Source organism: Escherichia sp. E2661 (assembly GCF_004745185.1).
In the GTDB taxonomy this organism is placed as follows: Bacteria; Pseudomonadota; Gammaproteobacteria; order Enterobacterales; family Enterobacteriaceae; genus Escherichia.
Window position 1 is genome coordinate 12323 of record NZ_PDIG01000018.1, and the last position, 20451, is coordinate 32773.

Annotated in this window: 29 protein-coding genes and 2 pseudogenes; 7 read left to right on the forward strand and 24 right to left on the reverse strand. The window is 52.1% G+C overall.

All coding sequences use genetic code 11. The annotated features are described in order from the left end of the window. Positions 1-2: 2 nt before the first annotated feature. The 16 genes and pseudogenes from CRI63_RS09315 to CRI63_RS09390 form a co-directional block, all read right to left on the reverse strand. Entirely contained in the window at positions 3-533 is a 531-nt protein-coding gene (locus CRI63_RS09315; RefSeq protein WP_001285322.1) for a phage tail protein I, read from the reverse strand. Then, a pseudogene (locus CRI63_RS09320) lies at positions 526-1435 on the reverse strand (baseplate assembly protein). Before CRI63_RS09320 ends, CRI63_RS09315 begins: the two are co-directional and overlap by 8 nt. Before the next feature lie 4 nt (positions 1436-1439). Then, a complete protein-coding gene (locus tag CRI63_RS09325) occupies positions 1440-1787 on the reverse strand; it encodes a GPW/gp25 family protein (protein WP_000127163.1) in 348 nt (115 codons plus the stop codon). Continuing rightward, positions 1784-2425: a phage baseplate assembly protein V gene (locus CRI63_RS09330; RefSeq protein WP_135519309.1), complete on the reverse strand. Its 642-nt coding sequence runs from the start codon at positions 2423-2425 to the stop codon at positions 1784-1786. Before CRI63_RS09330 ends, CRI63_RS09325 begins: the two co-directional genes overlap by 4 nt. A 66-nt stretch (positions 2426-2491) precedes the next feature. Next, a complete protein-coding gene (locus CRI63_RS09335) occupies positions 2492-2944 on the reverse strand; it encodes a phage virion morphogenesis protein (protein ID WP_001001801.1) in 453 nt (150 codons plus the stop codon). Then, on the reverse strand, positions 2937-3404 hold the full coding sequence (locus CRI63_RS09340) for a phage tail protein (protein WP_135519312.1): 468 nt from the start codon (positions 3402-3404) through the stop codon (positions 2937-2939). The genes CRI63_RS09335 and CRI63_RS09340 overlap by 8 nt, the downstream gene beginning before the upstream one ends. After that, a complete protein-coding gene (gene lysC, locus CRI63_RS24345; RefSeq protein ID WP_225103931.1) occupies positions 3367-3612 on the reverse strand; it encodes an Rz1-like lysis system protein LysC in 246 nt (81 codons plus the stop codon). Before lysC ends, CRI63_RS09340 begins: the two co-directional genes overlap by 38 nt. After that, a complete protein-coding gene (gene lysB / locus CRI63_RS09350; protein ID WP_135519315.1) occupies positions 3512-3937 on the reverse strand; it encodes an Rz-like lysis system protein LysB in 426 nt (141 codons plus the stop codon). Before lysB ends, lysC begins: the two co-directional genes overlap by 101 nt. Next, on the reverse strand, positions 3925-4350 hold the full coding sequence (locus tag CRI63_RS09355) for a DNZ54_00345 family protein (RefSeq protein ID WP_135519318.1): 426 nt from the start codon (positions 4348-4350) through the stop codon (positions 3925-3927). The genes lysB and CRI63_RS09355 overlap by 13 nt, the downstream gene beginning before the upstream one ends. 14 nt (positions 4351-4364) lie before the next feature. Further along, entirely contained in the window at positions 4365-4862 is a 498-nt protein-coding gene (locus CRI63_RS09360) for a glycoside hydrolase family 104 protein (RefSeq protein ID WP_001144101.1), read from the reverse strand. Beyond that, on the reverse strand, positions 4862-5143 hold the full coding sequence (locus CRI63_RS09365) for a phage holin family protein (protein ID WP_000123124.1): 282 nt from the start codon (positions 5141-5143) through the stop codon (positions 4862-4864). The genes CRI63_RS09360 and CRI63_RS09365 overlap by 1 nt, the downstream gene beginning before the upstream one ends. 3 nt (positions 5144-5146) lie before the next feature. Continuing rightward, on the reverse strand, positions 5147-5350 hold the full coding sequence (locus CRI63_RS09370) for a tail protein X (RefSeq protein WP_000846409.1): 204 nt from the start codon (positions 5348-5350) through the stop codon (positions 5147-5149). Beyond that, on the reverse strand, positions 5350-5859 hold the full coding sequence (locus tag CRI63_RS09375) for a head completion/stabilization protein (protein ID WP_021517194.1): 510 nt from the start codon (positions 5857-5859) through the stop codon (positions 5350-5352). The genes CRI63_RS09370 and CRI63_RS09375 overlap by 1 nt, the downstream gene beginning before the upstream one ends. Before the next feature lie 99 nt (positions 5860-5958). Continuing rightward, positions 5959-6702, reverse strand: a complete 744-nt coding sequence (locus CRI63_RS09380) for a terminase endonuclease subunit (RefSeq protein ID WP_000203446.1) — start codon at positions 6700-6702, stop codon at positions 5959-5961. A gap of 3 nt (positions 6703-6705) precedes the next feature. After that, positions 6706-7779 (reverse strand): phage major capsid protein, P2 family, encoded by a 1074-nt coding sequence (locus CRI63_RS09385; RefSeq protein ID WP_135519321.1) that lies wholly within the window; start codon positions 7777-7779, stop codon positions 6706-6708. Positions 7780-7837: 58 nt separating this feature from the next. Then, on the reverse strand, positions 7838-8692 hold the full coding sequence (locus CRI63_RS09390; protein ID WP_001085976.1) for a GPO family capsid scaffolding protein: 855 nt from the start codon (positions 8690-8692) through the stop codon (positions 7838-7840). A 173-nt stretch (positions 8693-8865) separates the two neighbouring features. On the opposite strand from CRI63_RS09390, the gene CRI63_RS09395 reads away from it, so the two are divergent. Further along, complete coding sequence (locus CRI63_RS09395) at positions 8866-10638, forward strand: terminase ATPase subunit family protein (protein WP_000156872.1); 1773 nt, start codon at positions 8866-8868, stop codon at positions 10636-10638. Then, complete coding sequence (locus CRI63_RS09400) at positions 10638-11672, forward strand: phage portal protein (RefSeq protein WP_135519324.1); 1035 nt, start codon at positions 10638-10640, stop codon at positions 11670-11672. Before CRI63_RS09395 ends, CRI63_RS09400 begins: the two co-directional genes overlap by 1 nt. A 38-nt stretch (positions 11673-11710) precedes the next feature. Here CRI63_RS09400 and CRI63_RS09405 read toward each other — a convergent pair whose 3' ends face one another. Beyond that, entirely contained in the window at positions 11711-11896 is a 186-nt protein-coding gene (locus tag CRI63_RS09405) for a hypothetical protein (RefSeq protein ID WP_135519328.1), read from the reverse strand. 154 nt (positions 11897-12050) lie between these two features. On the opposite strand from CRI63_RS09405, the gene CRI63_RS24350 reads away from it, so the two are divergent. Together CRI63_RS24350 and CRI63_RS24355 are read left to right on the forward strand one after the other, a co-directional pair. Then, entirely contained in the window at positions 12051-12917 is an 867-nt protein-coding gene (locus CRI63_RS24350) for an RNA-directed DNA polymerase (protein WP_240782740.1), read from the forward strand. 28 nt (positions 12918-12945) lie between these two features. Further along, positions 12946-13599 (forward strand): hypothetical protein, encoded by a 654-nt coding sequence (locus CRI63_RS24355; RefSeq protein WP_240782741.1) that lies wholly within the window; start codon positions 12946-12948, stop codon positions 13597-13599. A gap of 103 nt (positions 13600-13702) precedes the next feature. On the opposite strand, the gene CRI63_RS09415 is transcribed toward CRI63_RS24355, so the two are convergent. From CRI63_RS09415 to CRI63_RS09445, 7 genes are all read right to left on the reverse strand, one after another. Continuing rightward, entirely contained in the window at positions 13703-15988 is a 2286-nt protein-coding gene (locus CRI63_RS09415; protein ID WP_135519331.1) for a replication endonuclease, read from the reverse strand. Further along, positions 15978-16253 carry a DUF5405 family protein gene (locus CRI63_RS09420; RefSeq protein ID WP_001609311.1) on the reverse strand — a complete coding sequence of 92 codons (276 nt, stop codon included), beginning with the start codon at positions 16251-16253 and terminating at the stop codon, positions 15978-15980. The genes CRI63_RS09415 and CRI63_RS09420 overlap by 11 nt, the downstream gene beginning before the upstream one ends. Beyond that, positions 16250-16474, reverse strand: a complete 225-nt coding sequence (locus tag CRI63_RS09425) for a TraR/DksA family transcriptional regulator (protein ID WP_001113273.1) — start codon at positions 16472-16474, stop codon at positions 16250-16252. Before CRI63_RS09425 ends, CRI63_RS09420 begins: the two co-directional genes overlap by 4 nt. After that, positions 16474-16776 carry a DUF5405 family protein gene (locus tag CRI63_RS09430; RefSeq protein ID WP_001471828.1) on the reverse strand — a complete coding sequence of 101 codons (303 nt, stop codon included), beginning with the start codon at positions 16774-16776 and terminating at the stop codon, positions 16474-16476. The genes CRI63_RS09425 and CRI63_RS09430 overlap by 1 nt, the downstream gene beginning before the upstream one ends. Then, a complete protein-coding gene (locus CRI63_RS09435) occupies positions 16776-17000 on the reverse strand; it encodes a DUF2732 family protein (protein ID WP_000557703.1) in 225 nt (74 codons plus the stop codon). The genes CRI63_RS09430 and CRI63_RS09435 overlap by 1 nt, the downstream gene beginning before the upstream one ends. A gap of 63 nt (positions 17001-17063) precedes the next feature. Then, positions 17064-17564, reverse strand: coding sequence for a hypothetical protein (locus CRI63_RS09440; RefSeq protein WP_000217670.1), 501 nt, complete (start codon positions 17562-17564; stop codon positions 17064-17066). Positions 17565-17741: 177 nt separating this feature from the next. Beyond that, complete coding sequence (locus tag CRI63_RS09445) at positions 17742-18071, reverse strand: Cox family DNA-binding protein (protein WP_240782742.1); 330 nt, start codon at positions 18069-18071, stop codon at positions 17742-17744. Positions 18072-18203: 132 nt separating this feature from the next. Between CRI63_RS09445 and CRI63_RS09450 the strand changes: the two genes are divergently transcribed. From CRI63_RS09450 to pflA, 3 genes and pseudogenes are all read left to right on the forward strand, one after another. Then, entirely contained in the window at positions 18204-18515 is a 312-nt protein-coding gene (locus CRI63_RS09450; RefSeq protein WP_135519334.1) for a helix-turn-helix transcriptional regulator, read from the forward strand. Positions 18516-18608: 93 nt separating this feature from the next. Further along, positions 18609-19605: pseudogene (locus CRI63_RS09455) on the forward strand (tyrosine-type recombinase/integrase). A 31-nt stretch (positions 19606-19636) separates the two neighbouring features. After that, complete coding sequence (gene pflA, locus CRI63_RS09460; protein ID WP_000067977.1) at positions 19637-20434, forward strand: pyruvate formate lyase 1-activating protein; 798 nt, start codon at positions 19637-19639, stop codon at positions 20432-20434. The last annotated feature ends 17 nt before the right edge of the window (positions 20435-20451 follow it).

The following is a 20451-nucleotide window of genomic DNA, read 5'->3' on the forward strand; positions in this document are numbered from 1 at the left end:
ACTTATCCGGGATAAACAGTAATAACATCACCATCACAGACCACACCGCCTGTATACAGACAGCCGGGAATGTCCTGGATAATGTTCAGACCGATAAGGTGGCGACTTGCGGGTTTGGCATCGGCAATAAGCCGTTCCATTTCCAGATACATCTCCTCCGTGATGCCGCTTTCCAGCACACCGATATCAAGGCGAAAGGTTCCGGGCGGGTCGTTTGTCTCCCACCATTCCTTTACGTTAATGAGATAGCCGAGCGGCTCCACCACGCGTCGGATTGCGCCTATAGTGCCCTTATGACAGTGAATGAAATAGGCATCGCGGATAACGGCGCGTTTTGTCGCTTCCGGCCATTTTTCATCCCACCTGTCGACCGAAAACGCCCACGCCAGCCACGGCAGCAGATTTGCCGGGCAGGTGTCCGGGTTCCACAGTTCACGAATACTGACCGGCGTTTTTTCAATTTCCGCACAGGCTTTTGCGGCGGCGACTTCAAGCGGTGATGAGCCGGTCGGCAGCAGTCGCGAATCACTCATCCGAGCCTCCGGTCACGACGCTGTATTCGGTGCAGAAAGACGCCTGCGTACTGTTGAGCACAATGTCGGCCAGTGGTGCGGCCAGCTCGACACGCTGCACGCCTTCCACATGCAAAGCGGCATAAATGGCAGACAGACGGATGTCACGCCCCAGCCGGTGCTGTGCCGTGATGTACGCTTCCAGTTTTTTCACGGCAGCAGCGCGGATGGGTTCGCTTTCGGGACCAGGGTAAAGGTAAAGCGTGGCGTTTATCTGGTATTCAACAATGGCGGCAGACTGCACGGTCACGCGGTCGGCCACCGGCCTGACGTCCTCACCATTAAGGGCGTTGCGCACCACCGCCAGCAGGTCTTCGGATGCCACACCGTTATTTTCACGTGACAGCACGGAGATGGTGACACAGGCAGGAGACGGACTGGTGACAGAGATATCCGCGACACGCCCGTCGGCACTGCGACCATGATACTGATAGGCTCCCACCGACCCGGCGACGCTTAAACCTTCAAACGCCTGCTGAATACGCAGACGATAATCGGTGTCAGACTCCATCACTGCCGGTGTCGGCGGGGATGGTCGAATCATCTGCCGGGGTGATAGTCAGGCGCGTGGTGTTGTAATTGGCACCAATCACATCAAGGTCATTACCGGCGGCACAGGCCAGCATCACCGCCCGTGCGGCCTCATTCACACGCTGACGCCAGATAAGCTCACGATAAGCATTTTCCTCCAGCAGTTTGACGAGAGGCTCAGATTCCAGCGTCAGGGTACGGGCGACCGCCTCCTGCTGGTCTTCCGGGTAAAGGGAAATCAGTGTCGCCTTGCGTTCGGCAAGAATGGTTTCAAAGTCCAGCTCCTCGACCACATCCGGTGCGGGTAGCTGGTTCAGGTCGATAATCGGCATGGTTTCAACTCACAGGGATGGTTAACGAAAGTGGCTGGCCGGTGTCGTTGTGCTGGCCGGTTAACGTAACTGTCATTCGCCCGTCAAAGCTGCGCGCCGTGGTGACGGATGACAGGGTGACGCGGGGTTCCCATTTCAGCACCGCCATGTAACAGGCGACCTTAATCTGCAACTCAAGCGCCGGGGTCTGCGGCTGGTCAATCATTGATGCCAGCAACGAGCCGTAATCACGACGCATCACCCGTGAGCCGACCGGTGTGCGCAGGATATCGCCGATACTCTGGCTGATATGCTCAAGGTCAGTGACAGTCAGGCCATCACTGCGATTCATTCCGAGATAACGCGCTGTCATTTTGTCCCCTGTGTCCAGTTGTCTCCTGACTTAACACCACCGTGACCGTGGTCATCCACCTGAACGCCGTTAGACGTGAATTTCCCGTCGGTATGCTCGATGTTGCCGTGCATCTTCCCGCCCTTCTGCACTTCCAGCGTGCCGGTAGTCAGTTTGTTAGTGCAGACCACTTCCGGTGTGTCCAGGGTGATGCGGGTTGACGCTTTCACCATGACCACCGGCACCGTGGCAGTAACAGAATCAGAAGCCGTCACGCTGGCCGTTTTAATTCCGCTTACCGTGAGTGCACTGGTTTCGGGTTCATATTCAATCACCGCCCCGTCAGGGAAACGGATATGCAGGGCATCCGCCGACGCAGACGGCGCGGGGTTATCACCGGAATAAATCCCCGGCAGAACGAACGCCGTGTCGAGTTCACCGCCCACGGCCAGAATCAGCACCTGTTCCCCCACGGAAGGTGCCCACCACGTGCGCGAACGCCCGGCGCGACAGGTCAGCCACTGAAGCCAGTCGGTGCACATGCCGCCGGTCTGCACACGGCAGCGACCGGCGTTAAGGTCGGTTTCGACGACAAGGCCGGTACGAATCATGTTGCGCAGTACGCGCGCGAGTTCCTGAATATTTGCGAGAGTGTTCATAACGGGAAGGATGCCGCCGGGTCATACCGGCGGCAATGTGACGATGAGGTGTCGGGAATGGCACAACTAACGGTCGAGGTGAGCCAGGATAATCTCTTCAATCATCTGCACATCCTCACCGGTAAAGCCGAGCAGAGGACGCGCCGGATAATCAATTTTCTTACCGTCTTTCCGGGTTTCTTCCGACAGACCGAACTGATGCACACTGGCGATTTTCGGCGACTTCCCGCCGTAAAATTCCATTGATGCCTGCTCCGGGCTGGCGCGGATATGCAAAAAACGACTGGTGATAAGTTTCGCAAACATTTTTCGCTTAACGCGACCGGTCTTTTTTCTGGCGCTCTGCTGCTGGCGTGGCGCATAGGGTGTGCCGTCCGGGGCTTTCTGTGTCATCACCCGACGCTGCTGACTCTGCCGCAGGCGTTTCGCCAGTTCGGCACTCAGTCGCCGACGCCCTGACGGTGACAGCGACTCAATAAGTCCGGTCAGCCGGTCTTCAAAACGCTTAAACTCATTCATCCCACTTGCTCACCAGTTCGCCATTGATATACAGCTCCATCGGGCGGGTAACCGGCTCCGGCGGCGGAGGTTCCGGGATATTCTTCACATGCAGCGCGCCGTCCACCTCACTGACCAGCGTGCGCTCGGTCAGCATCAGGCTGATGCTGATATCAAAGCTGCTGTCATTGTTGATGTCTGCATAAAACGTGAAGCCCTTTTTCTGGCCTGCGTCGGTGGTCATGATGTCGGGCTGATTTTCCCGCAGCCACGCCAGCACCGGCACGATGAGCAGGTCAAAATCACCGGTAAAGTCGGTCACAATGACATTGAGCGTGTAACGCTTTTCGAATGACAACGACGCCGCCAGTGTGGAGGCAATACTCCCGTCATCCACGAATATCCGCAGCATCTCGGGACTGGTTTTCAGCACCGTGACGGCATCAGTCAGCGCCCTGCGCAGGCTGTCGGGTTTGAGCATCGTTTTCGTCCTGACAGTGTTTAATCATTTTTACCTGGCTGGCACAGCGTGCCAGCGCGTTCTCAAGCTGCCGGATATCGGCACTTAAATCACCGTTCGTCTCCGGGTCACTGCCCGGCATCGGGCAAAGGCTCACTTTCGGGCAGGCGTTGTGGACAATCACTGGCGTCGGTGCAGGCCGGGCGCTGGTGCAACCGGCGCACAGCATCAGGCAGGCCAGCGCCGTACCAGCGGCGAAAATCTTCGTTTTCATTGAGTAACCTCGTGATGGTTTTCTCGCGCTGTGCTTCACGCTTCGCGGCGTTCTCCAGCTCCTGACGCAGTGCAACCTGCGCCAGCTCGTTTTTGTCTGCCCTGGTGAGCGCAACATGAAGCTGGTTTCTCAGCATGGTGATGGTCGTCTGCTGCCCGCTGGCGACATTGTTTGCCCTGTCCAGTGAGGTGCGCAGGCTGGCGTTTTTATGCTTCGCCAGAAACAGACCCGCCACCGCCAGCGATAACAACACAACCATCACAATCATCAGCTTTGACATGGTTCCCGCCCCTCAAGACGCTGACGGCAGGCCGTATGTATCAGCCGGAAAAACAGCGACGCCACGAGATAAATCAGCGCGGTAAAAATCCACCCGGCAGCGACCAGCGAGATAAATGTCGCCACCATCACCACCAGAGCTACTGCCCGTCTGCGCCACGGCACCGGCTGCAAAAACAGCGACGTGACAATCTTCACGGCCAGTGATTCCGGCGGCAGCTCCCGCCTGTAGCGTTCCAGCACATACGCAGTGGCATACACGCCGACACCACCGGCAACCACACAGATAACCGTCGCCAGAATCGCCCAGGCAGCGACAAAATTGACGGCCACGCTCTGCGGGTAAATCAGGGACAGTGCCAGCATCAGCGCCAGCGACACGTTCAGCATCAGTAAAAGGGATAATTTCTTCATGGTGTTTACTCCGTTTAAGCCGGTACGCCGCCAGCGGTACGCCAGACGGTGACCAGTTTTTCCAGTGAATGCTCACGCTGACCGTAACCGGCACCCGGCAGGGACGCCCAGATATTGCGACAGCGTGAAATGGCGCGCTCAATGCGTCCCGCCCGGATGTCATCCAGTGCACCGCGTTCGCGGATCAACTGAATGGCGAGTCTGTCCTGTGACAACGGACTGAAATCAGGCAGGGCAAGCTGTTTGCGGTAATGCGGCCAGAACAGGTAAAGCTGCTGATAGCGACCGGAGGCCGTGGATTTTTCACCGCGACGGTTAAACACCTTCGCCGGTCGGCCATGGGCGAACGGGTGGTCACTGTAGTCGGTGAAAATTTCCGGCTTTCCGTCCAGTCCGGTGACTATCACGTCATAGCCCCGGTTTTTCGTCAGCGGATGATTCGCCGTCCCTTCGGACACCGCCAGCATGTCGAGAAAGGCCGCGATATTCTGATGCGTGTTAATTACCGGCATTACTGTTTCCCCCTGCCCTTAAAACGGCGCTGAATGGCAATCTCAATCACCTGATAACCGGCGATACCCAGCATGGAGCCGATGCCGCACACTGCAGGCAGTGACAGGTCAGGAAACTGCACCAGAACAACACCGGCAACCATCGAGACAAAACCACCGAGCAACATGCGCCCGATAAACAGACGCGGGGTGATGGGTTCACCACCGGCAAGCACCTTGCCGACAACAATCAGCACCCCAATCATGAAAAGCGACAGGACGCTTTTTTCTTCTGCTGTCATGCGTTACTCCCACAGATTGACAGTTTCAGCCACGGGCGCGGTCTGAACGTCGGGCAGTTCGACGGCGGTGCCGTGTGGCAGCACCGCACCCAGTTCAGCCAGTCCCGGATTTGCGGCGAGCACGGTCTCAACCACGCCCTCAGTGCGCCCGTAATACCGGACACAAATGGCGTCAAGCGTGTCGCCCTGTAGCGCAAAGGTCTTCATCAGATTTGACTCACGATGCAGCGCGGCTTGTCCTGGATGCGCGCCACTGCCCAGCGCATATCCCGCCACAGTTCATCAATGGTGCTGTCAATGCTGTCGGCCTTCTTGTCGCCTTTCGCACTGGCATCCACGCCGCGATAACGCTCATAAAGCGACGCGGTCGCCATCGCACACACGGCACGCTCGTAGTAAAAAACTTTGATGCTTTCACCGTCGATGTCGTCCGCCGGGACGTCCACCAGACGCGTAAAACCGGCAGCAATTTTCTGTTCGCGGTACTCGTACAGCTCCGCATTCGTTTCAGCCATGCCTGACTTGATGGCCTCTCGCAGACGGGCGGGGGCGACGGTCTGCTCAAGGCGCATACGTTCCCGGACGCGCTTCGGGTCGATATCGGGAAAAAAGAACGTGTTTTTAATCACCGGCTCGTCGCCTGCCGGTTGCGGGATGACCACCGTACCCTCACCGGACACGGGAGCCTCCTTTCGCGGAATAATCAGCGTCATCATGACTACCTCTGAAAAGTCGGGCGGTGGACGCCGGTGCAGTGTCAGGTGATTCACCCTCACTGACCGGCGTGCCGCCCTGGCGCGGGGCGCATTCGGTTGTTAACTGGCTTTCTTTTTCGGGCGTCCACGTTTTGCCGGTGTCACGCTCCGGGTCTTACGCGGGGTACGGGTGGCCGCTTTGGGCTGCGGCTCCGGCTTCGGTTTCAGCTCCCGCTCCAGTCGTTCAATCTCTTTTTTGACGCCTGCCTGACAGTCGAGCTGTGTCGCACGTTGCAGGTGCGCCAGCGCACCGGCGGCATCACCACCGTCACGCAGAAACAGACCGGTGATTTTGTGCAGCTTTGCGCGTACTTCATCAGGCATGTCAGCCGTGGCGGTCAGTTCGAGGGTGTCCGTCAGCAGGCGGGTATCCACAGACTCACCGGCAGCGTGAGCGCGCATGGCCGCGAGCGCCACCTCCTCGGTGAACATGTACGGCGGGGTGCGGCGGTGTTTACCCGGCATGGTCAGACCGTACTTCAGGGCATAACGGGCAATCTCCAGCGCACCGGCAATATCGCCGGTATCCAGACGCCACAGCATGACCGTCATCAGAATGTCATCCTGTGCGCCTTTGCCCTGCTCCAGCACGCCGTTCACCCACGGCAACCAGAACGGCAGCAGTTCGCGTTTTTTTGCGGCCTTCAGCTCTTTTGAATAAATCGCTTTCAGTGTGCGCTGGTCTGCGGCCAGCTTGACCAGCATCTGCTCATAGACAGTTGCATGTCGCAGCGGGGCGGCTTCCCGCTGCGCGGTCATCGCTGCCGAGACCCGCATCATGTGGCGCTGTGCGGGACTCGTCATCGGTTACGCTCCCGGCTCTGCGGTCGCCTTAGCCGGTGTGGAAAAATCACCGACCTTAATTTTTTCCACCAGACAACCGGCGGCGTAGTCTTCCACCACGTAATCAATGTTCATTGACTCGTAGTTCTCCACGCGGTCGAGTTTCGGGTTTTTCACAATCACGCGGCGATGGCTGTCATCCATGTAGTAGATGGACAGGTTTTCCAGCTTCGTGATGAGCATCGCATCTGCCGGGAAGTACGGGACGCGCACCGCCGGCAGGTTACCGATGCGTTTCTGGCTGATGATGACGTCAGCGGCCAGCATTTCGCTGTTGTCCTGCTCCTTGTTGACGATGGGGAAATACTTGTCCGCCAGTAGCTGACGCCCCACAATCACCACAAGGTCAGGGTCTTCCTGATACCACGGTTCAATCAGGTTATTGGTCGCATCCATCACCAGTGCATCAAGGCTGGCATAATCACCGCCCTTACCCACGCGGATGACCTCAGAGGTCGTGTGACCTTCCTCGTCAGTGACCTTGCTCATCACGCGCGCCGGTGCTTCATTGCGGTATTTCTGCAGCCAGCCGACCGCCACATCCTGCAACATCGGATTGCTGCTGCGGTCAGAGGTTTCGGCACGCTTCACGCCGTTAAAACCGGCCATGATGAAATCAAGGGACTGGCGTTTGATAATGGCGTTACGGATACGGAGCTGGAAATCCTGATAACGCGCCCACAGGTCAAGCGTTTTGTAGCGGATATAAAAATCGAAGTTAATCTGGTCGCATTCGTACTTGTTTGACGCCAGCTTCGAGAAGTCCTTCGGCTGACGCTCGGTGCCACCGGCGGTATCGGTGGTGCTGGCGATGGAGCCGGTGACACCGATGCCAATTTTTTCCCCTTTCATTTCGCTGACCGGCACAATGTTGATGCGGGTCAGGAAATCAGAGGACTCCTGCATGGTGTTCATCAGGGTCTGGGTGACCGACGGTTCAACGGTGAATTTTTTCGACACATCACCGGCGTCGATGCCGTTCAGTTCGGCAACACGGGACAGGTAGGCATTAAATTTAAAGCGGGTTTCCTGGCGCATAGTTTTTCCTGAAATTAAGGGTTAATCGTGAAGGTTTTCCCGGACTGACTGACGCCGGTCAGCAGTTCGTCATCAGGGCGTCACCGCCACCGCCGGTGGCCTTGCTGCGGCGCTGCTGGGTCAGACTTTCGGTGCTGTCGAGACTGTTTTTCAGGCGGGTGAATGCCTGGCTGGTTTCATCTGCCCTGTCAGTCACCTCCTGCTTAAGAGCGGAAAAGGCAGTTTCCATCTCAGCGAGGCGCTGCTCAGTGGCGCTCAGTTTTTCCTGCACATGTTCAGCAACAGCGGTCACCGCTTCATGCACGTCATTCAGACGGGCGTCATCGCTGGCCTGTTTGCGGCCAAAAATGGATTTCACCTTTTCGGTCAGGGCGGTGAACACGGTTTCAGGCAGGTCTTCAAATTCCAGCTCAACAGGCGTTGCCACTGAAATCAGGTTTTCAGGGCTTAATTTGAAGCGGTTCAGGGGGTTGTGTTTTGCCGTGCGGCAGAATTCCAGGTATTCCGTACCGAGGCTTGCCGGGTCATCGGTGACGGCCAGACCCACCAGATAACATTTGCCGGTGTTGGCAAAGTTCGGCTGAATTTCCATTGAGGTATAGACCTTCTGCGCGGCCTTGTTCATCGCGATAAGGTCATCGGTCGGGGTGATTTTCGCAAACAGCGCCCATTTGCCTTTCAGCGCCGAATCGTCGTCAATCTTTTCGGCCTTCAGTTCGACCACATCGCCATAACGTTTAAAAATACCGTCAGGCAGGATGCCGCGCAGATGTTCCAGGTTAATGCGGCAACCGTAGACACGCGGGTCAAAGGTTTCGGCCATTTCCTGAATATCCTGCGCACTGATGACACGCCCGTCACAGGTGTCACCCTCAACGCCGATACGAAAGAATTTTGAGACTTTTTTTGCCATTGTCAGGAGTCCTGAATAGTGATTAGAGGAGTCACATGTCGGCATCAGTTTCCCGACGATGCGCATCCTCCGCCATCAGTCCCGGATGGCTTATCACTGACACAACAGCACCTTAGCGAATCGCGGGGCGCGACTCAGTAGCCTTGCCGTGTATTCATCACGGCGAGGTATTCATGACCATCACCACAGACACCACTCTTTTACACGACCCGCGTCGTCAGGCGGCGCTGCTGTACTGGCAGGGATTTTCCGTGCCGCAGATTGCCGCCATGTTGCAGATGAAACGCCCGACGGTGCAGAGCTGGAAACAGCGCGACGGCTGGGACAGCGTTGCCCCCATCAGCCGTGTCGAAATGAGTCTGGAAGCGCGGCTGACCCAGCTCATCATCAAACCGCAGAAAACCGGCGGTGACTTCAAGGAAATTGACCTGCTGGGACGCCAGATTGAACGACTGGCACGGGTAAACCGTTACAGTCAGACCGGCAACGAGGCAGACCTTAATCCGAACGTTGCTAACCGCAACAAAGGCGGGCGCCGCAAACCGAAAAAGAATTTTTTCAGTGACGAGGCCATCGAAAAGCTGGAGCAGATTTTCTTTGAGCAGTCTTTTGAATATCAGTTGCACTGGTATCGCGCCGGGCTTGAGCACCGCATCCGCGATATTCTGAAATCCCGCCAGATTGGCGCAACGTTTTATTTTTCCCGCGAGGCGCTGCTGCGCGCCCTGAAAACCGGTCATAACCAGATTTTTCTGTCGGCCAGTAAAACGCAGGCGTATGTGTTCCGCGAATACATCATCGCCTTTGCCCGTCTGGTTGACGTTGACCTTACCGGTGACCCGATTGTCCTGGGCAATAACGGCGCAAAACTGATTTTTCTCGGCACCAACTCCAACACCGCACAGAGCCATAACGGCGACCTGTACGTCGACGAGATTTTCTGGATCCCGAATTTTCAGGTACTGCGTAAGGTGGCATCAGGTATGGCCTCACAGAGTCACCTGCGCTCGACCTATTTCTCCACCCCGTCCACGCTGGCGCACGACGCCTACCCGTTCTGGTCTGGTGAACTGTTCAACCGGGGACGCGCCAGCGCCGCCGAACGTGTGGAAATCGACGTCAGTCATAACGCCCTAGCCGGTGGGCTTCTCTGTGCGGACGGTCAGTGGCGGCAGATTGTCACCATTGAGGATGCCCTGAAAGGTGGCTGCACACTGTTCGACATTGAGCAGCTCAAACGCGAAAACAGCGCCGACGATTTTAAAAACCTGTTCATGTGTGAATTTGTTGACGACAAGGCGTCGGTGTTCCCGTTCGAGGAGCTGCAACGCTGCATGGTCGACACGCTGGAAGAATGGGAAGACTATGCGCCGTTTGCCGCGAATCCGTTCGGCTCCCGCCCGGTATGGATTGGTTACGACCCGTCACACCGTGGCGACAGCGCCGGATGCGTGGTACTGGCACCGCCGGTGGTGGCCGGTGGCAAATTCAGAATACTTGAGCGTCACCAGTGGAAAGGCATGGACTTTGCCACTCAGGCGGAATCCATCCGCAAACTCACCGAAAAATACAACGTCGAATACATCGGTATTGATGCCACCGGCCTCGGTGTCGGCGTGTTCCAGCTCGTGCGCTCGTTCTATCCCGCCGCGCGCGATATCCGCTACACACCGGAAATGAAAACCGCAATGGTGCTCAAGGCAAAAGACGTTATCCGCCGTGGCTGTCTGGAATATGACGTCAGCGCCACCGACATCACCAGCTCGTTTATGGCTATCCGCAAGACCATGACCAGCAGCGGACGCAGCGCCACCTATGAGGCCAGTCGCAGCGAGGAAGCCAGCCACGCCGACCTCGCCTGGGCGACCATGCACGCCCTGTTAAATGAGCCACTCACCGCCGGTATCAGCACCCCGCTGACATCCACCATTCTGGAGTTTTACTGATGAGCAAGAAAAAAGGGAAAACACCGCAACCTGCGGCAAAAAAAATGACCGCCAGCGCCCCGAAAATGGAGGCATTCACCTTTGGTGAGCCGGTGCCGGTACTCGACCGCCGTGACATTCTGGATTACGTCGAGTGCATCAGTAACGGCAGATGGTATGAGCCGCCGGTCAGCTTTACCGGTCTGGCAAAAAGCCTGCGTGCTGCCGTGCATCACAGCTCACCGATTTACGTCAAACGTAATATTCTGGCCTCGACATTTATCCCGCACCCGTGGCTGTCCCAGCAGGATTTCAGCCGCTTTGTGCTGGATTTTCTGGTGTTCGGTAATGCGTTTCTGGAAAAGCGTTACAGCACCACCGGTAAGGTCATCAGACTGGAAACCTCACCGGCAAAATATACCCGCCGTGGTGTGGAAGAGGATGTTTACTGGTGGGTGCCGTCCTTCAACGAGCCGACAGCCTTCGCGCCCGGTTCCGTGTTTCACCTGCTGGAGCCGGATATTAATCAGGAGCTGTACGGCCTGCCGGAATATCTCAGCGCCCTTAACTCTGCCTGGCTGAATGAGTCGGCCACGCTGTTCCGCCGCAAGTATTACGAAAACGGCGCTCATGCCGGATACATCATGTACGTCACCGATGCCGTGCAGGATCGCAACGATATCGAAATGCTTCGCGAAAACATGATCAAGTCGAAAGGCCGCAACAACTTTAAAAACCTGTTTCTCTATGCCCCGCAGGGAAAAGCCGACGGCATTAAAATTATCCCGCTCAGTGAAGTGGCAACGAAGGACGATTTTTTTAATATCAAAAAAGCCAGCGCCGCTGACCTGCTGGACGCGCACCGCATCCCCTTTCAGTTGATGGGTGGCAAGCCGGAAAACGTCGGGTCTCTGGGTGATATTGAGAAAGTGGCAAAGGTCTTTGTCCGCAATGAGCTTATCCCGCTACAGGACAGGATTCGGGAAATAAACGGCTGGCTCGGTCAGGAGGTCATCCGCTTTAAAAACTACTCACTGGACACTGACAACGGCTGAACATCGCCGCCTGCGGGCGGCTTTTTTACACCCCGTCATCACGCCCTCACACGCTCACCACCGCACAAAACACCCCGCAGACACACCAACGCCTCAACGGGCAGACTAAGCGCCTTCACGACGCGCTCAGACACTGAAAAAATAAAATCAGCACCACCGCCAGCGCGCAGTGCTTTCCCCGCCTCGCCCGCCCGCTTCATGGGGCTGTTTTGATGCAGATGCATTATGTCTCCCTCCCCAGTGCTGCGTTGCAGTCGGAACACAAAAACCGTTATCAAAATCACATGCAAATAGACGCAGTCAAATGCGCTGCCGCCCCTCGCAATACCTTCAATTTCATGATAAAAAAACACAATCCCTTAAAAGAGCATTATCCTCATGAAAAAAGTATATGAACTAACCAGTGAAGAAGCACTGTCATATTTTCTTCGCCATGATTCCTACACAACCTTAGAATTGCCAGCATATATTAATTTCGCTACGTTATTAAATAATATTAATTCGTCTATCCATAACAAAAAAATTAAAATTGAACCAACCGCCAAAGACCTGATGGGTAAAAATATCAATTATGAGGTGCTTGTCAGTAAAGATGGACTATATAGCTGGCGCAGGATAACACTTATCAATCCTCTTTATTATGTCTACTTCTGTAGAAAAATCACAGCACCAACAACTTGGGAAATCATAACAGAAAAATTCAAATCTTTTGAATCAAACGACCTTTTTACATGTTCAAGCATCCCCGTCAGGAAAGACGACTCATCAAACATTGCGGCGTCAGTAATGAATTGGTGGGGAGATTTTGAACAAAAAAGCCTTGCCCTTGCTCTTGAATATGAATTCATGTTCAGCACTGATATCTCAAACTTCTACCCATCAATATATACTCATAGTTTTGAATGGGTATTCATATCAAAAGAAGAGGCAAAGAAGAAAAAAGACAAAAACAACCCTGGCCGATTAATTGACAACCACATTCAAATGATGATGAACAATCAGACAAATGGTATTCCACTCGGCAGCACATTGATGGATACTTTTGCTGAGCTTATCCTGGGTAAAATCGATATAGAATTAAGAAAAAAAACTAACGAATTCAAGATTACAAACTACAAGGTTGTACGTTACCGTGATGATTACCGGATTTTTTCTAATAGTAAAGATGATTTAGACATAATATCCAAATGTTTAGTCAACGTGTTAGGTGATTTTGGTTTAGATCTAAAACTCAAAAAAAACTGAGCTATATGAAGATATTGTGCTTCACTCCTTGAAACAAGCCAAAAAAGACTATATCAAAGAAAAAAGACACAAGTCACTCCAGAAAATGCTCTACTCAATATATTTACTCTCACTAAAACATCCAAACTCGAAAACAATCGTTAGATATCTCAATGATTTTCTTAGAAAATTATTTAGAATGAATACAATTACAGATAACGGTCACCAAATAGATGCCATGCTTGGTATTATTTCAAGCATCATGGCAAAAAACCCTACAACGTACCCAGCAGGAACTGCCATTTTCTCAAAACTCCTCAGTTTTCTTTATACTGACGACACATATCCTAAATTCAAAAAACTAGAACAACTCCATAAAAAACTTGCTAAGCAACCCAATACAGAAATGCTTGATATATGGTTTCAGCGAATTCAAGCAAAAATAAACCCAGAGTGGGAAAGCTCTTATAAGTCAGCTCTATGCGTCCGTGTAAATGATGAACTCACGAAAAAGAAAACAGTTTCTGAAAATAATTTATGGAATATTGACTGGATTCCAGGAAAAGAAACGAACAGAAACAAAGCCCAAATATTATCATTACTAACGAAAACAAAAATTGTTGATGCAGAAAAATTTGAGAAAATGGATAATGACATAATACCCGAAGAAGTTGATTTATTCTTTAAAGAATACAGCAATTAATATCCCAAAGCCATGCTAGTAACATAACATGGCTTTTCAAATCATCCATTAAGCAGTTATCAAGAGCGAACACAATATTCTATTCTGATGAGTTAAATTATCATTAGCTCCACTTAATATCTGTTATATCCTCCGGCCACTCATCAGCGACCGGATACGTAAATTTTTCCCCACAATAGCTTACCGTTGCCCCACGCGCCAGCACCTCAAGCTCCCATCGCTGCGGCCTGATACCGTTCTGAGCAAGGTCAACGCGGATACGGGTAATTTGCATTCGTTCCGACCGGGTCAGTCTGGCCGATGGTGCAATTTCATGCGGTTTTAACGGGCTTCCGTTTCTTTGCTGACGATTTGGCGTTCTCAGCCCGTGTTTTAATGCGCCCCTGAGCGCCTTCACGACCTCCGGGTCATTCCATTCGATAACACCGTCATCAACCAGATTAAGCACTGCTGCGGCGTGCTCAGAAGGTGTGGGAGCCGGTAACGAAGTATCACCACCGGTGACCTTTCCACAGTTATTGACAGGACTCCGAGGCGCGGCGATGCCGCTTTTTAAAGTCAAAGGCTCAACGACCGGAACTTTCGGCACAATGCGCCAGTCCGTCGTTCTGGTGATATGAATATGACGCGCGCCGAGATGCGGCGCGTAAATGCCGACCACTCTCTCGACTTCTTCCTCGTACTCGTTAACGTCATCCGACGGGCTACGGGCGACCCTGACAGTCTGACAATCGCGCGGGACATTTGCCCCGCCCTGCGCGCTGATATACAACGCAAAATCACCACTGTCTGCAGCGGCGCGTGCAGCCTCGACGCGCTCGTCAAACTCATCAGCAATGCTGACGCCGCGAGGCAATTTGCGTAGTTCACGGTAAGCCCCCATTGTCGGCAGACCAACCGTTTTAAATTGCGGAATGCGCCACGTTGACGCCCATGCGGTAACAGCCGCAGCTGTGTCTTTCAGCGGCCTACCGGTATCATTATCGAGCTGACCATCCAGTGCATAGCCGTCGATGTTTTTTGAGATGTATTTCGCGATATATCCCGCAGCACCGCCCCGGTTAAGGTGTTTTGCCTGAAAACGGTTTCGCGCGGCTCCTCTTTCGTCGCCATCCTCTTTGAGCGCATAGCGACGCATGATTTCAATAATCTGGTTACGCTGGCGTGGATTACAAAAAAGCATCATATGCCAGTGCGGCGTTCCGTCGTGGTGTGGTTCAACAACACGCAAACCGTAGGCCTGTAAATCATTATCCTTGAATGCCGTGCGCATCAGGCTCCAGATACGGCAGAGATAACGCTGCGCATCCTTTGGATTAAATGCCTCATCATTCCAGCCGTGATTTAGCTGGACGGTTTTACTTTCGCCTTTTCTGACCTGACGTGTCGGGTGATACTTTGACGGCGCGGTCAGCGTGATAAACATCCCCACATCACCCTCTGCGGCAGCGTAACGCTCAATACCGGCGATGGTGTTCATCAGCTCCATCCGGCGAATTTCTGGATTAGAAATACTGCCCATCACCTTACTGATAAGGTCGATGCGCTCGCCGGTTTCCCTGTTTTCAAGGTCACACGATTTAAGAAATTCCAGATTTGCCTGGCGGCGCGCACGCACATCACGAATGGCATGTTTACTGGCATAAGGAGAACGGTCTTTATTGACCTCCCCGACAGCAATCAGTAACGCCTCATGCCAGCGCATACGCTGGCCTTTAAGCTGATGAGTCCACCATTCATCGTTAAACAGACGGGCAATGGCAGAATATGCCTGCCTCGTGGTCATCTGCCCTTTACGGTATTTTTTCCAGTAGAGCGGGGAAATATTGAAAGCACGTGCAGCGCCAGCAACATGACCATACAGGTGAGCCTGCGCCTCATCCGTAAACAGCGATTCTTTCTCGCCATGCGCATCCACCCAGGCATCGCAGAGTTCCTCATACATTATGAAAAGCTGCGATGAGATACGGGCGGCAAACTTTTTCAGCTCCTTGTCATTCATTCCAGGCAGGCGCGCATAGTGGTCACGCTCTGCCAGAAACAGCAACGACGCGTCGGTGTTCATTTCATGGCGCTGATTAACGCGCTCAATGCGCGGCCATAAACGACGCTGAAAAGTGGATGTGAGGAAATAAAACCCGTGCACCGGGCTTTTATTGCGCCGGATGTAGTCATAGCGTGAAGTAAACAGCGAGCGCAAAAAGTAAGGCAGGCGATTAATCGTGGATAAAACACCTTGCACCTGACGCATCTCGTCACGTGTAAGGGGTCTTTCGCGCCCGACGGCCTCGCGTGGCGCGTTCCATGCATAAGCACCGGTAAACGCCTTACCGGTGCCTACGGCAAATGCTGACGGAGGGACAAAACGCCCGGAGGCTTTAACGGCCATATGAGCCAAAAGCCTCTGAACAACGCCTGCTGAGTTGCTCAACCTGCGCGTTTAAATCAGCAAAAGACTTTGCGCTTCCGGTCAGAATATCGTGATGCATCAGGCCGGAAACGAGCTGGCTTAATTTCGGGTAATAACCAACCACCGACAGCCATTCCTGACCGGCGTTTTTACCGCTTTCCGCTCTCTTTTTCTCGTGGAGAATAAACTGAAAGCTGTCACTGGTAACGACATAACGTTCGCCAATTTCAATACGAATACTCATGCCGTTCTCCGGTAATGTTTGTTTTTTGCTTCAAAGACTGACTGACAGGAAACACAACGCGTGGCTGACGGATAAGCCGCACGACGGGCAGCAGGTATTGGCGCATCACACTCTTCGCAAACCAGCGAAGAAACACCGCAATGTTTTACCCTTGCCGCGTTAATCTGGCGCTCCAGTAATTCAGCCTGTTGTTCCTGAATAAAATCTACGTTGTCCGGCATTACCAGCTCCTTTTGTCGTTCAGCTTCTTAAATTCATCAGCGCAATAGCTGGCGATTTCTGTCGTTAATTTTGTCAGTTCATCCACGGATGAAATTTGCTTATGAAATACAGCGCGTTTAACAAGTAAATTGACCACATCAGACAGGAGGTTTAATTCATTCTGATAAATCGCGATAACAGATTCAGTTATGTCGCGTTTTTCTTTATCAAGACAAAGTTGAATAAGAGACAAATCACCATTTTCCATAACGGCGATTTTTAAGGCGTTATTCAGTAATACAACTGAATGAGAACAGGACATCAAAGTACCTCCCCGCGAGACAATCCGATATTGTGAAATTTTTCCGACTCCTGACTGAGCAGCTCGACTATCTCCACGCGGGATAACTCCGCCTTTGTGATGTGGCGAATCATGGCGTCAAGATGAGAAGAAAAGCGCGTCGCAGCGTCAGCCTGTGCTTCGGTTCTGGCCTGTTGCAGCAGTAATGCGTATTTACCGCACTGATTTTCAGAAACTGTATGCATAACTTTCTCCAGGCAAAAAGAAGCCCCGCACGATTAAGTGCGTTTAAAACTCTGGTTAATTATTTAATGCAGATATTGCTCTGGTTTTACCGACGTCAGAATTGTCGGTGCATACTCAAACAGGCTGAATAATTCACGTAATGCACGGAATAAAGCATCACGCCAGTAACATGACTCTTCATTAATTCGCCAGTATGGCTGGTTGAATTCTTTTTCAGTCAATCCGGCATGCATAAATAAAGTACGACGCTGACTGACTGTTAAAAAACTAATATATGCATACTCACTTGCGCCAACCTGACGGCGTTTTGAGAATGCCCCACGCAATTCATCAATTGCACAAACCAGCCGTTCACGTTCGACGTCGTTCATTTCTTCAAAACGCATCGTTGCATGACGTTGTTTTAACTGCGCATGAAAGCAAACCGTTAGCCGTTCGCGTTCCATCATCTGATTATAATAATCACATGTATCCTGCCAGCGAGGGACGGCCAGATGCTTACCAATTATCCGGCGCATAGCTGCTGGCTGTTTTTCAACGAGATTAAGCGTCATCACTGTCATTTCCAGACCCTCCGGCTTTTCAGAAAGGTCAGAGCCTTCTTTAACGGACTCTGTTTTTTGGTGCGGATAATGATTCCCTTGCGTCCCTTCCCGTGGGTGATGGTGAAGTCAATCGCCCTGGGGCTTTCGTTACGCAATAACTGAGCAATACAACGCGGCTCCTTCATCCTTTCCACCTTAAGCCGCACGGCCATGTCTTGATTTGCTATAACTAATGCGATTTTTCCAGTCGTGCCATTCTGATGGAGCTTCATCGACTAGCTGTGCTGCGTACTTGTCCCACTCACGACGATTAATCCATAACTCAGCATGACCTCCCGGCTTTAATGGGTCTGCCATGTAAAAGGCAGGCAGCTTGCCTGCTTTCGCCATTTCAGCTACAGCGCGAGGCGTCTTACCGATGTAAAGAGCAAAACCCTCTTTCGAGAGTAGATCCGACGGTGCGGCAGCGAGCTTGATGTCACATTTTTTTACTTTTTGTGAGATCAGATACTTTTTCTCCAACATCGTTATTCATTTCTGATCCAATACTCATTTTGATATCCTCAACTTTGGTGCCATTCAACCAGAGCTATTTGAAGCCGCTCTGCGTTGTTCTGGCTTGTCGCATGCAACATAAATTACGAGATACGACAATTCATGTCAAATACACAAATCAAATCTCAAGCAGAGAAACTCGCACTTATTAGGGAGTCAGAAAGGATGACAAGGAAGCAAGTCGCTGAATTAACTGGGATTAACTACAACACCTATGCTGGATATGAGCAGGGAAAAGTAAAGATGTCTTTTGACGCAGGTATGAAATTTTTCAAGCCAGAAAGATTTCGCAAGTACCGTGACTGGTTCATGTTTGATGAAACTGATCCCGCTGGCGGACAAATAGCCCCGGCGCTCGCGCACATTGGGCAAGACTCAACAACCTTGCACCACTCAGACCAAAAGACTGGCTGACGATTTATTCAGCATATGTGTGCAGTAAATGTACGAAAGAAAATTGCATTAATTTTCAAGTAGTAGAAGTAAACAGCGTCATCGGAGGGCTTTATGTCTATTAAAAAGCTCGATGATGGTCGTTATGAAGTGGACGTCAGACCGCAGGGTGCAGATGGAAAACGTATCAGGCGGAAATTTAAAACTAAGGGTGAAGCTCAAGCATTCGAACGTCATGTCCTGGTTAACTACCACAACAAAGAGTGGTTGGAGAAGCCAGCCGACCGCCGAACTCTTACAGAGTTGTTAGGCAGATGGTGGATATATCACGGAAAATCACATGAGCGTGGAGATATTGAACGGGGGGCGTTTGACGACAATAATCGCCAAATTTGCAGAAATGGGAGTGTCCAGAGCTGACCAGCTAACAAAGAAAACGATAACTGATTATCGCGTTGTAATGATGAACGATGGTCTTAAACCAGCCAGCGTAAATCGGCATCTGGCAATAATGAGCGGGATGTTCACCAAGTTAATTGACGCCGGTGAATACCACTCTCACAACCCGTTCCGTGAGGTTAAGCGGTTACGTGAAGCTGTTACGGAAATGGCTTTTTTGTCCAGTGAAGAGATTACGCGGCTGTTATCCATGCTTGATGGTGATGAATTAAATGCAACTCTGGTCTGCCTTTCTACTGGTGGACGCTGGAGTGAAGTGTCAAATTTAAAAGCTGAACACATCATTAACCAGATGGTTACGTTTATGAAAACTAAAAACGGAAAGCGCAGGACAATTCCCGTGTCGCAGGACCTGATTAAACGGATCAAGACCAAAAATTCAGGCAGGCTTTTTAATGCCAGTTACTACAAAGTGCGCAACGCTCTCAGGGAAGTAAAACCCGATTTACCTGACGGACAGGCAGTGCATGTTTTGAGGCATACATTTGCCACACATTTTATAATGAATGGAGGTAACATAATCACATTGCAGCGCATCCTGGGTCATTCTAACATTCAGCAAACTATGACCTACGCACACTTTGCACCGGATTTCTTACAAGATGCAGTGACTCTTAACCCGGTGTCAGGAATGTCCATAATGCGTCCATAAACCAGAGTTAACTAGAGCCAATTGAAGCGATATGAGTAATTTAACTAATTGTAATACAACAGAAAATACCGCTGCGGCGGGGGCTACCAAGTCAGTTATTGGTCGCATTCACTCCTTTGAATCCTGTGGAACCGTAGACGGCCCGGGTATTCGCTTTATCACCTTTTTCCAGGGCTGCCTGATGCGCTGCCTGTATTGCCATAACCGCGACACCTGGGACACGCATGGCGGCAAAGAAGTTACCGTTGAAGATTTAATGAAAGAGGTGGTGACCTATCGCCACTTTATGAATGCTTCAGGCGGTGGCGTTACCGCATCCGGCGGTGAAGCAATCCTGCAAGCTGAATTTGTTCGTGACTGGTTCCGCGCCTGCAAAAAAGAAGGCATTCATACCTGCCTGGACACCAACGGTTTTGTTCGTCGTTACGATCCAGTGATTGATGAACTGTTGGAAGTGACCGATCTGGTAATGCTCGATCTCAAACAGATGAACGACGAGATCCACCAGAATCTGGTCGGCGTTTCCAATCATCGTACGCTGGAGTTCGCCAAATATCTGGCGAACAAAAATGTGAAGGTCTGGATCCGCTACGTTGTTGTCCCAGGCTGGTCTGACGATGACGATTCAGCGCATCGTCTCGGTGAATTTACCCGTGATATGGGCAACGTTGAGAAAATTGAGCTTCTCCCCTACCACGAGCTGGGCAAACACAAATGGGTGGCGATGGGTGAAGAGTATAAACTCGACGGTGTTAAACCACCGAAGAAAGAGACCATGGAACGCGTGAAAGGTATTCTTGAGCAATATGGTCATAAAGTAATGTTCTAATTTCCCCGTAAAGCGGC

What these genes read in the sequence shown, in the direction of transcription:
- CRI63_RS09315 (WP_001285322.1), bottom strand. Translation starts at nt 533, where the DNA reads ATGAGTGATTCGCGACTGCTGCCGACCGGCTCATCACCGCTTGAAGTC.
- CRI63_RS09325 (WP_000127163.1), bottom strand. Translation starts at nt 1,787, where the DNA reads ATGACAGCGCGTTATCTCGGAATGAATCGCAGTGATGGCCTGACTGTC.
- CRI63_RS09330 (WP_135519309.1), bottom strand. Translation starts at nt 2,425, where the DNA reads ATGAACACTCTCGCAAATATTCAGGAACTCGCGCGCGTACTGCGCAAC.
- CRI63_RS09335 (WP_001001801.1), bottom strand. Translation starts at nt 2,944, where the DNA reads ATGAATGAGTTTAAGCGTTTTGAAGACCGGCTGACCGGACTTATTGAG.
- CRI63_RS09340 (WP_135519312.1), bottom strand. Translation starts at nt 3,404, where the DNA reads ATGCTCAAACCCGACAGCCTGCGCAGGGCGCTGACTGATGCCGTCACG.
- lysC (WP_225103931.1), bottom strand. Translation starts at nt 3,612, where the DNA reads ATGCTGTGCGCCGGTTGCACCAGCGCCCGGCCTGCACCGACGCCAGTG.
- lysB (WP_135519315.1), bottom strand. Translation starts at nt 3,937, where the DNA reads ATGTCAAAGCTGATGATTGTGATGGTTGTGTTGTTATCGCTGGCGGTG.
- CRI63_RS09355 (WP_135519318.1), bottom strand. Translation starts at nt 4,350, where the DNA reads ATGAAGAAATTATCCCTTTTACTGATGCTGAACGTGTCGCTGGCGCTG.
- CRI63_RS09360 (WP_001144101.1), bottom strand. Translation starts at nt 4,862, where the DNA reads ATGCCGGTAATTAACACGCATCAGAATATCGCGGCCTTTCTCGACATG.
- CRI63_RS09365 (WP_000123124.1), bottom strand. Translation starts at nt 5,143, where the DNA reads ATGACAGCAGAAGAAAAAAGCGTCCTGTCGCTTTTCATGATTGGGGTG.
- CRI63_RS09370 (WP_000846409.1), bottom strand. Translation starts at nt 5,350, where the DNA reads ATGAAGACCTTTGCGCTACAGGGCGACACGCTTGACGCCATTTGTGTC.
- CRI63_RS09375 (WP_021517194.1), bottom strand. Translation starts at nt 5,859, where the DNA reads ATGATGACGCTGATTATTCCGCGAAAGGAGGCTCCCGTGTCCGGTGAG.
- CRI63_RS09380 (WP_000203446.1), bottom strand. Translation starts at nt 6,702, where the DNA reads ATGACGAGTCCCGCACAGCGCCACATGATGCGGGTCTCGGCAGCGATG.
- CRI63_RS09385 (WP_135519321.1), bottom strand. Translation starts at nt 7,779, where the DNA reads ATGCGCCAGGAAACCCGCTTTAAATTTAATGCCTACCTGTCCCGTGTT.
- CRI63_RS09390 (WP_001085976.1), bottom strand. Translation starts at nt 8,692, where the DNA reads ATGGCAAAAAAAGTCTCAAAATTCTTTCGTATCGGCGTTGAGGGTGAC.
- CRI63_RS09395 (WP_000156872.1), top strand. Translation starts at nt 8,866, where the DNA reads ATGACCATCACCACAGACACCACTCTTTTACACGACCCGCGTCGTCAG.
- CRI63_RS09400 (WP_135519324.1), top strand. Translation starts at nt 10,638, where the DNA reads ATGAGCAAGAAAAAAGGGAAAACACCGCAACCTGCGGCAAAAAAAATG.
- CRI63_RS09405 (WP_135519328.1), bottom strand. Translation starts at nt 11,896, where the DNA reads ATGCATCTGCATCAAAACAGCCCCATGAAGCGGGCGGGCGAGGCGGGG.
- CRI63_RS24350 (WP_240782740.1), top strand. Translation starts at nt 12,051, where the DNA reads ATGAAAAAAGTATATGAACTAACCAGTGAAGAAGCACTGTCATATTTT.
- CRI63_RS09415 (WP_135519331.1), bottom strand. Translation starts at nt 15,988, where the DNA reads ATGGCCGTTAAAGCCTCCGGGCGTTTTGTCCCTCCGTCAGCATTTGCC.
- CRI63_RS09420 (WP_001609311.1), bottom strand. Translation starts at nt 16,253, where the DNA reads ATGAGTATTCGTATTGAAATTGGCGAACGTTATGTCGTTACCAGTGAC.
- CRI63_RS09425 (WP_001113273.1), bottom strand. Translation starts at nt 16,474, where the DNA reads ATGCCGGACAACGTAGATTTTATTCAGGAACAACAGGCTGAATTACTG.
- CRI63_RS09430 (WP_001471828.1), bottom strand. Translation starts at nt 16,776, where the DNA reads ATGTCCTGTTCTCATTCAGTTGTATTACTGAATAACGCCTTAAAAATC.
- CRI63_RS09435 (WP_000557703.1), bottom strand. Translation starts at nt 17,000, where the DNA reads ATGCATACAGTTTCTGAAAATCAGTGCGGTAAATACGCATTACTGCTG.
- CRI63_RS09440 (WP_000217670.1), bottom strand. Translation starts at nt 17,564, where the DNA reads ATGACAGTGATGACGCTTAATCTCGTTGAAAAACAGCCAGCAGCTATG.
- CRI63_RS09445 (WP_240782742.1), bottom strand. Translation starts at nt 18,071, where the DNA reads ATGTTGGAGAAAAAGTATCTGATCTCACAAAAAGTAAAAAAATGTGAC.
- CRI63_RS09450 (WP_135519334.1), top strand. Translation starts at nt 18,204, where the DNA reads ATGTCAAATACACAAATCAAATCTCAAGCAGAGAAACTCGCACTTATT.
- pflA (WP_000067977.1), top strand. Translation starts at nt 19,637, where the DNA reads ATGAGTAATTTAACTAATTGTAATACAACAGAAAATACCGCTGCGGCG.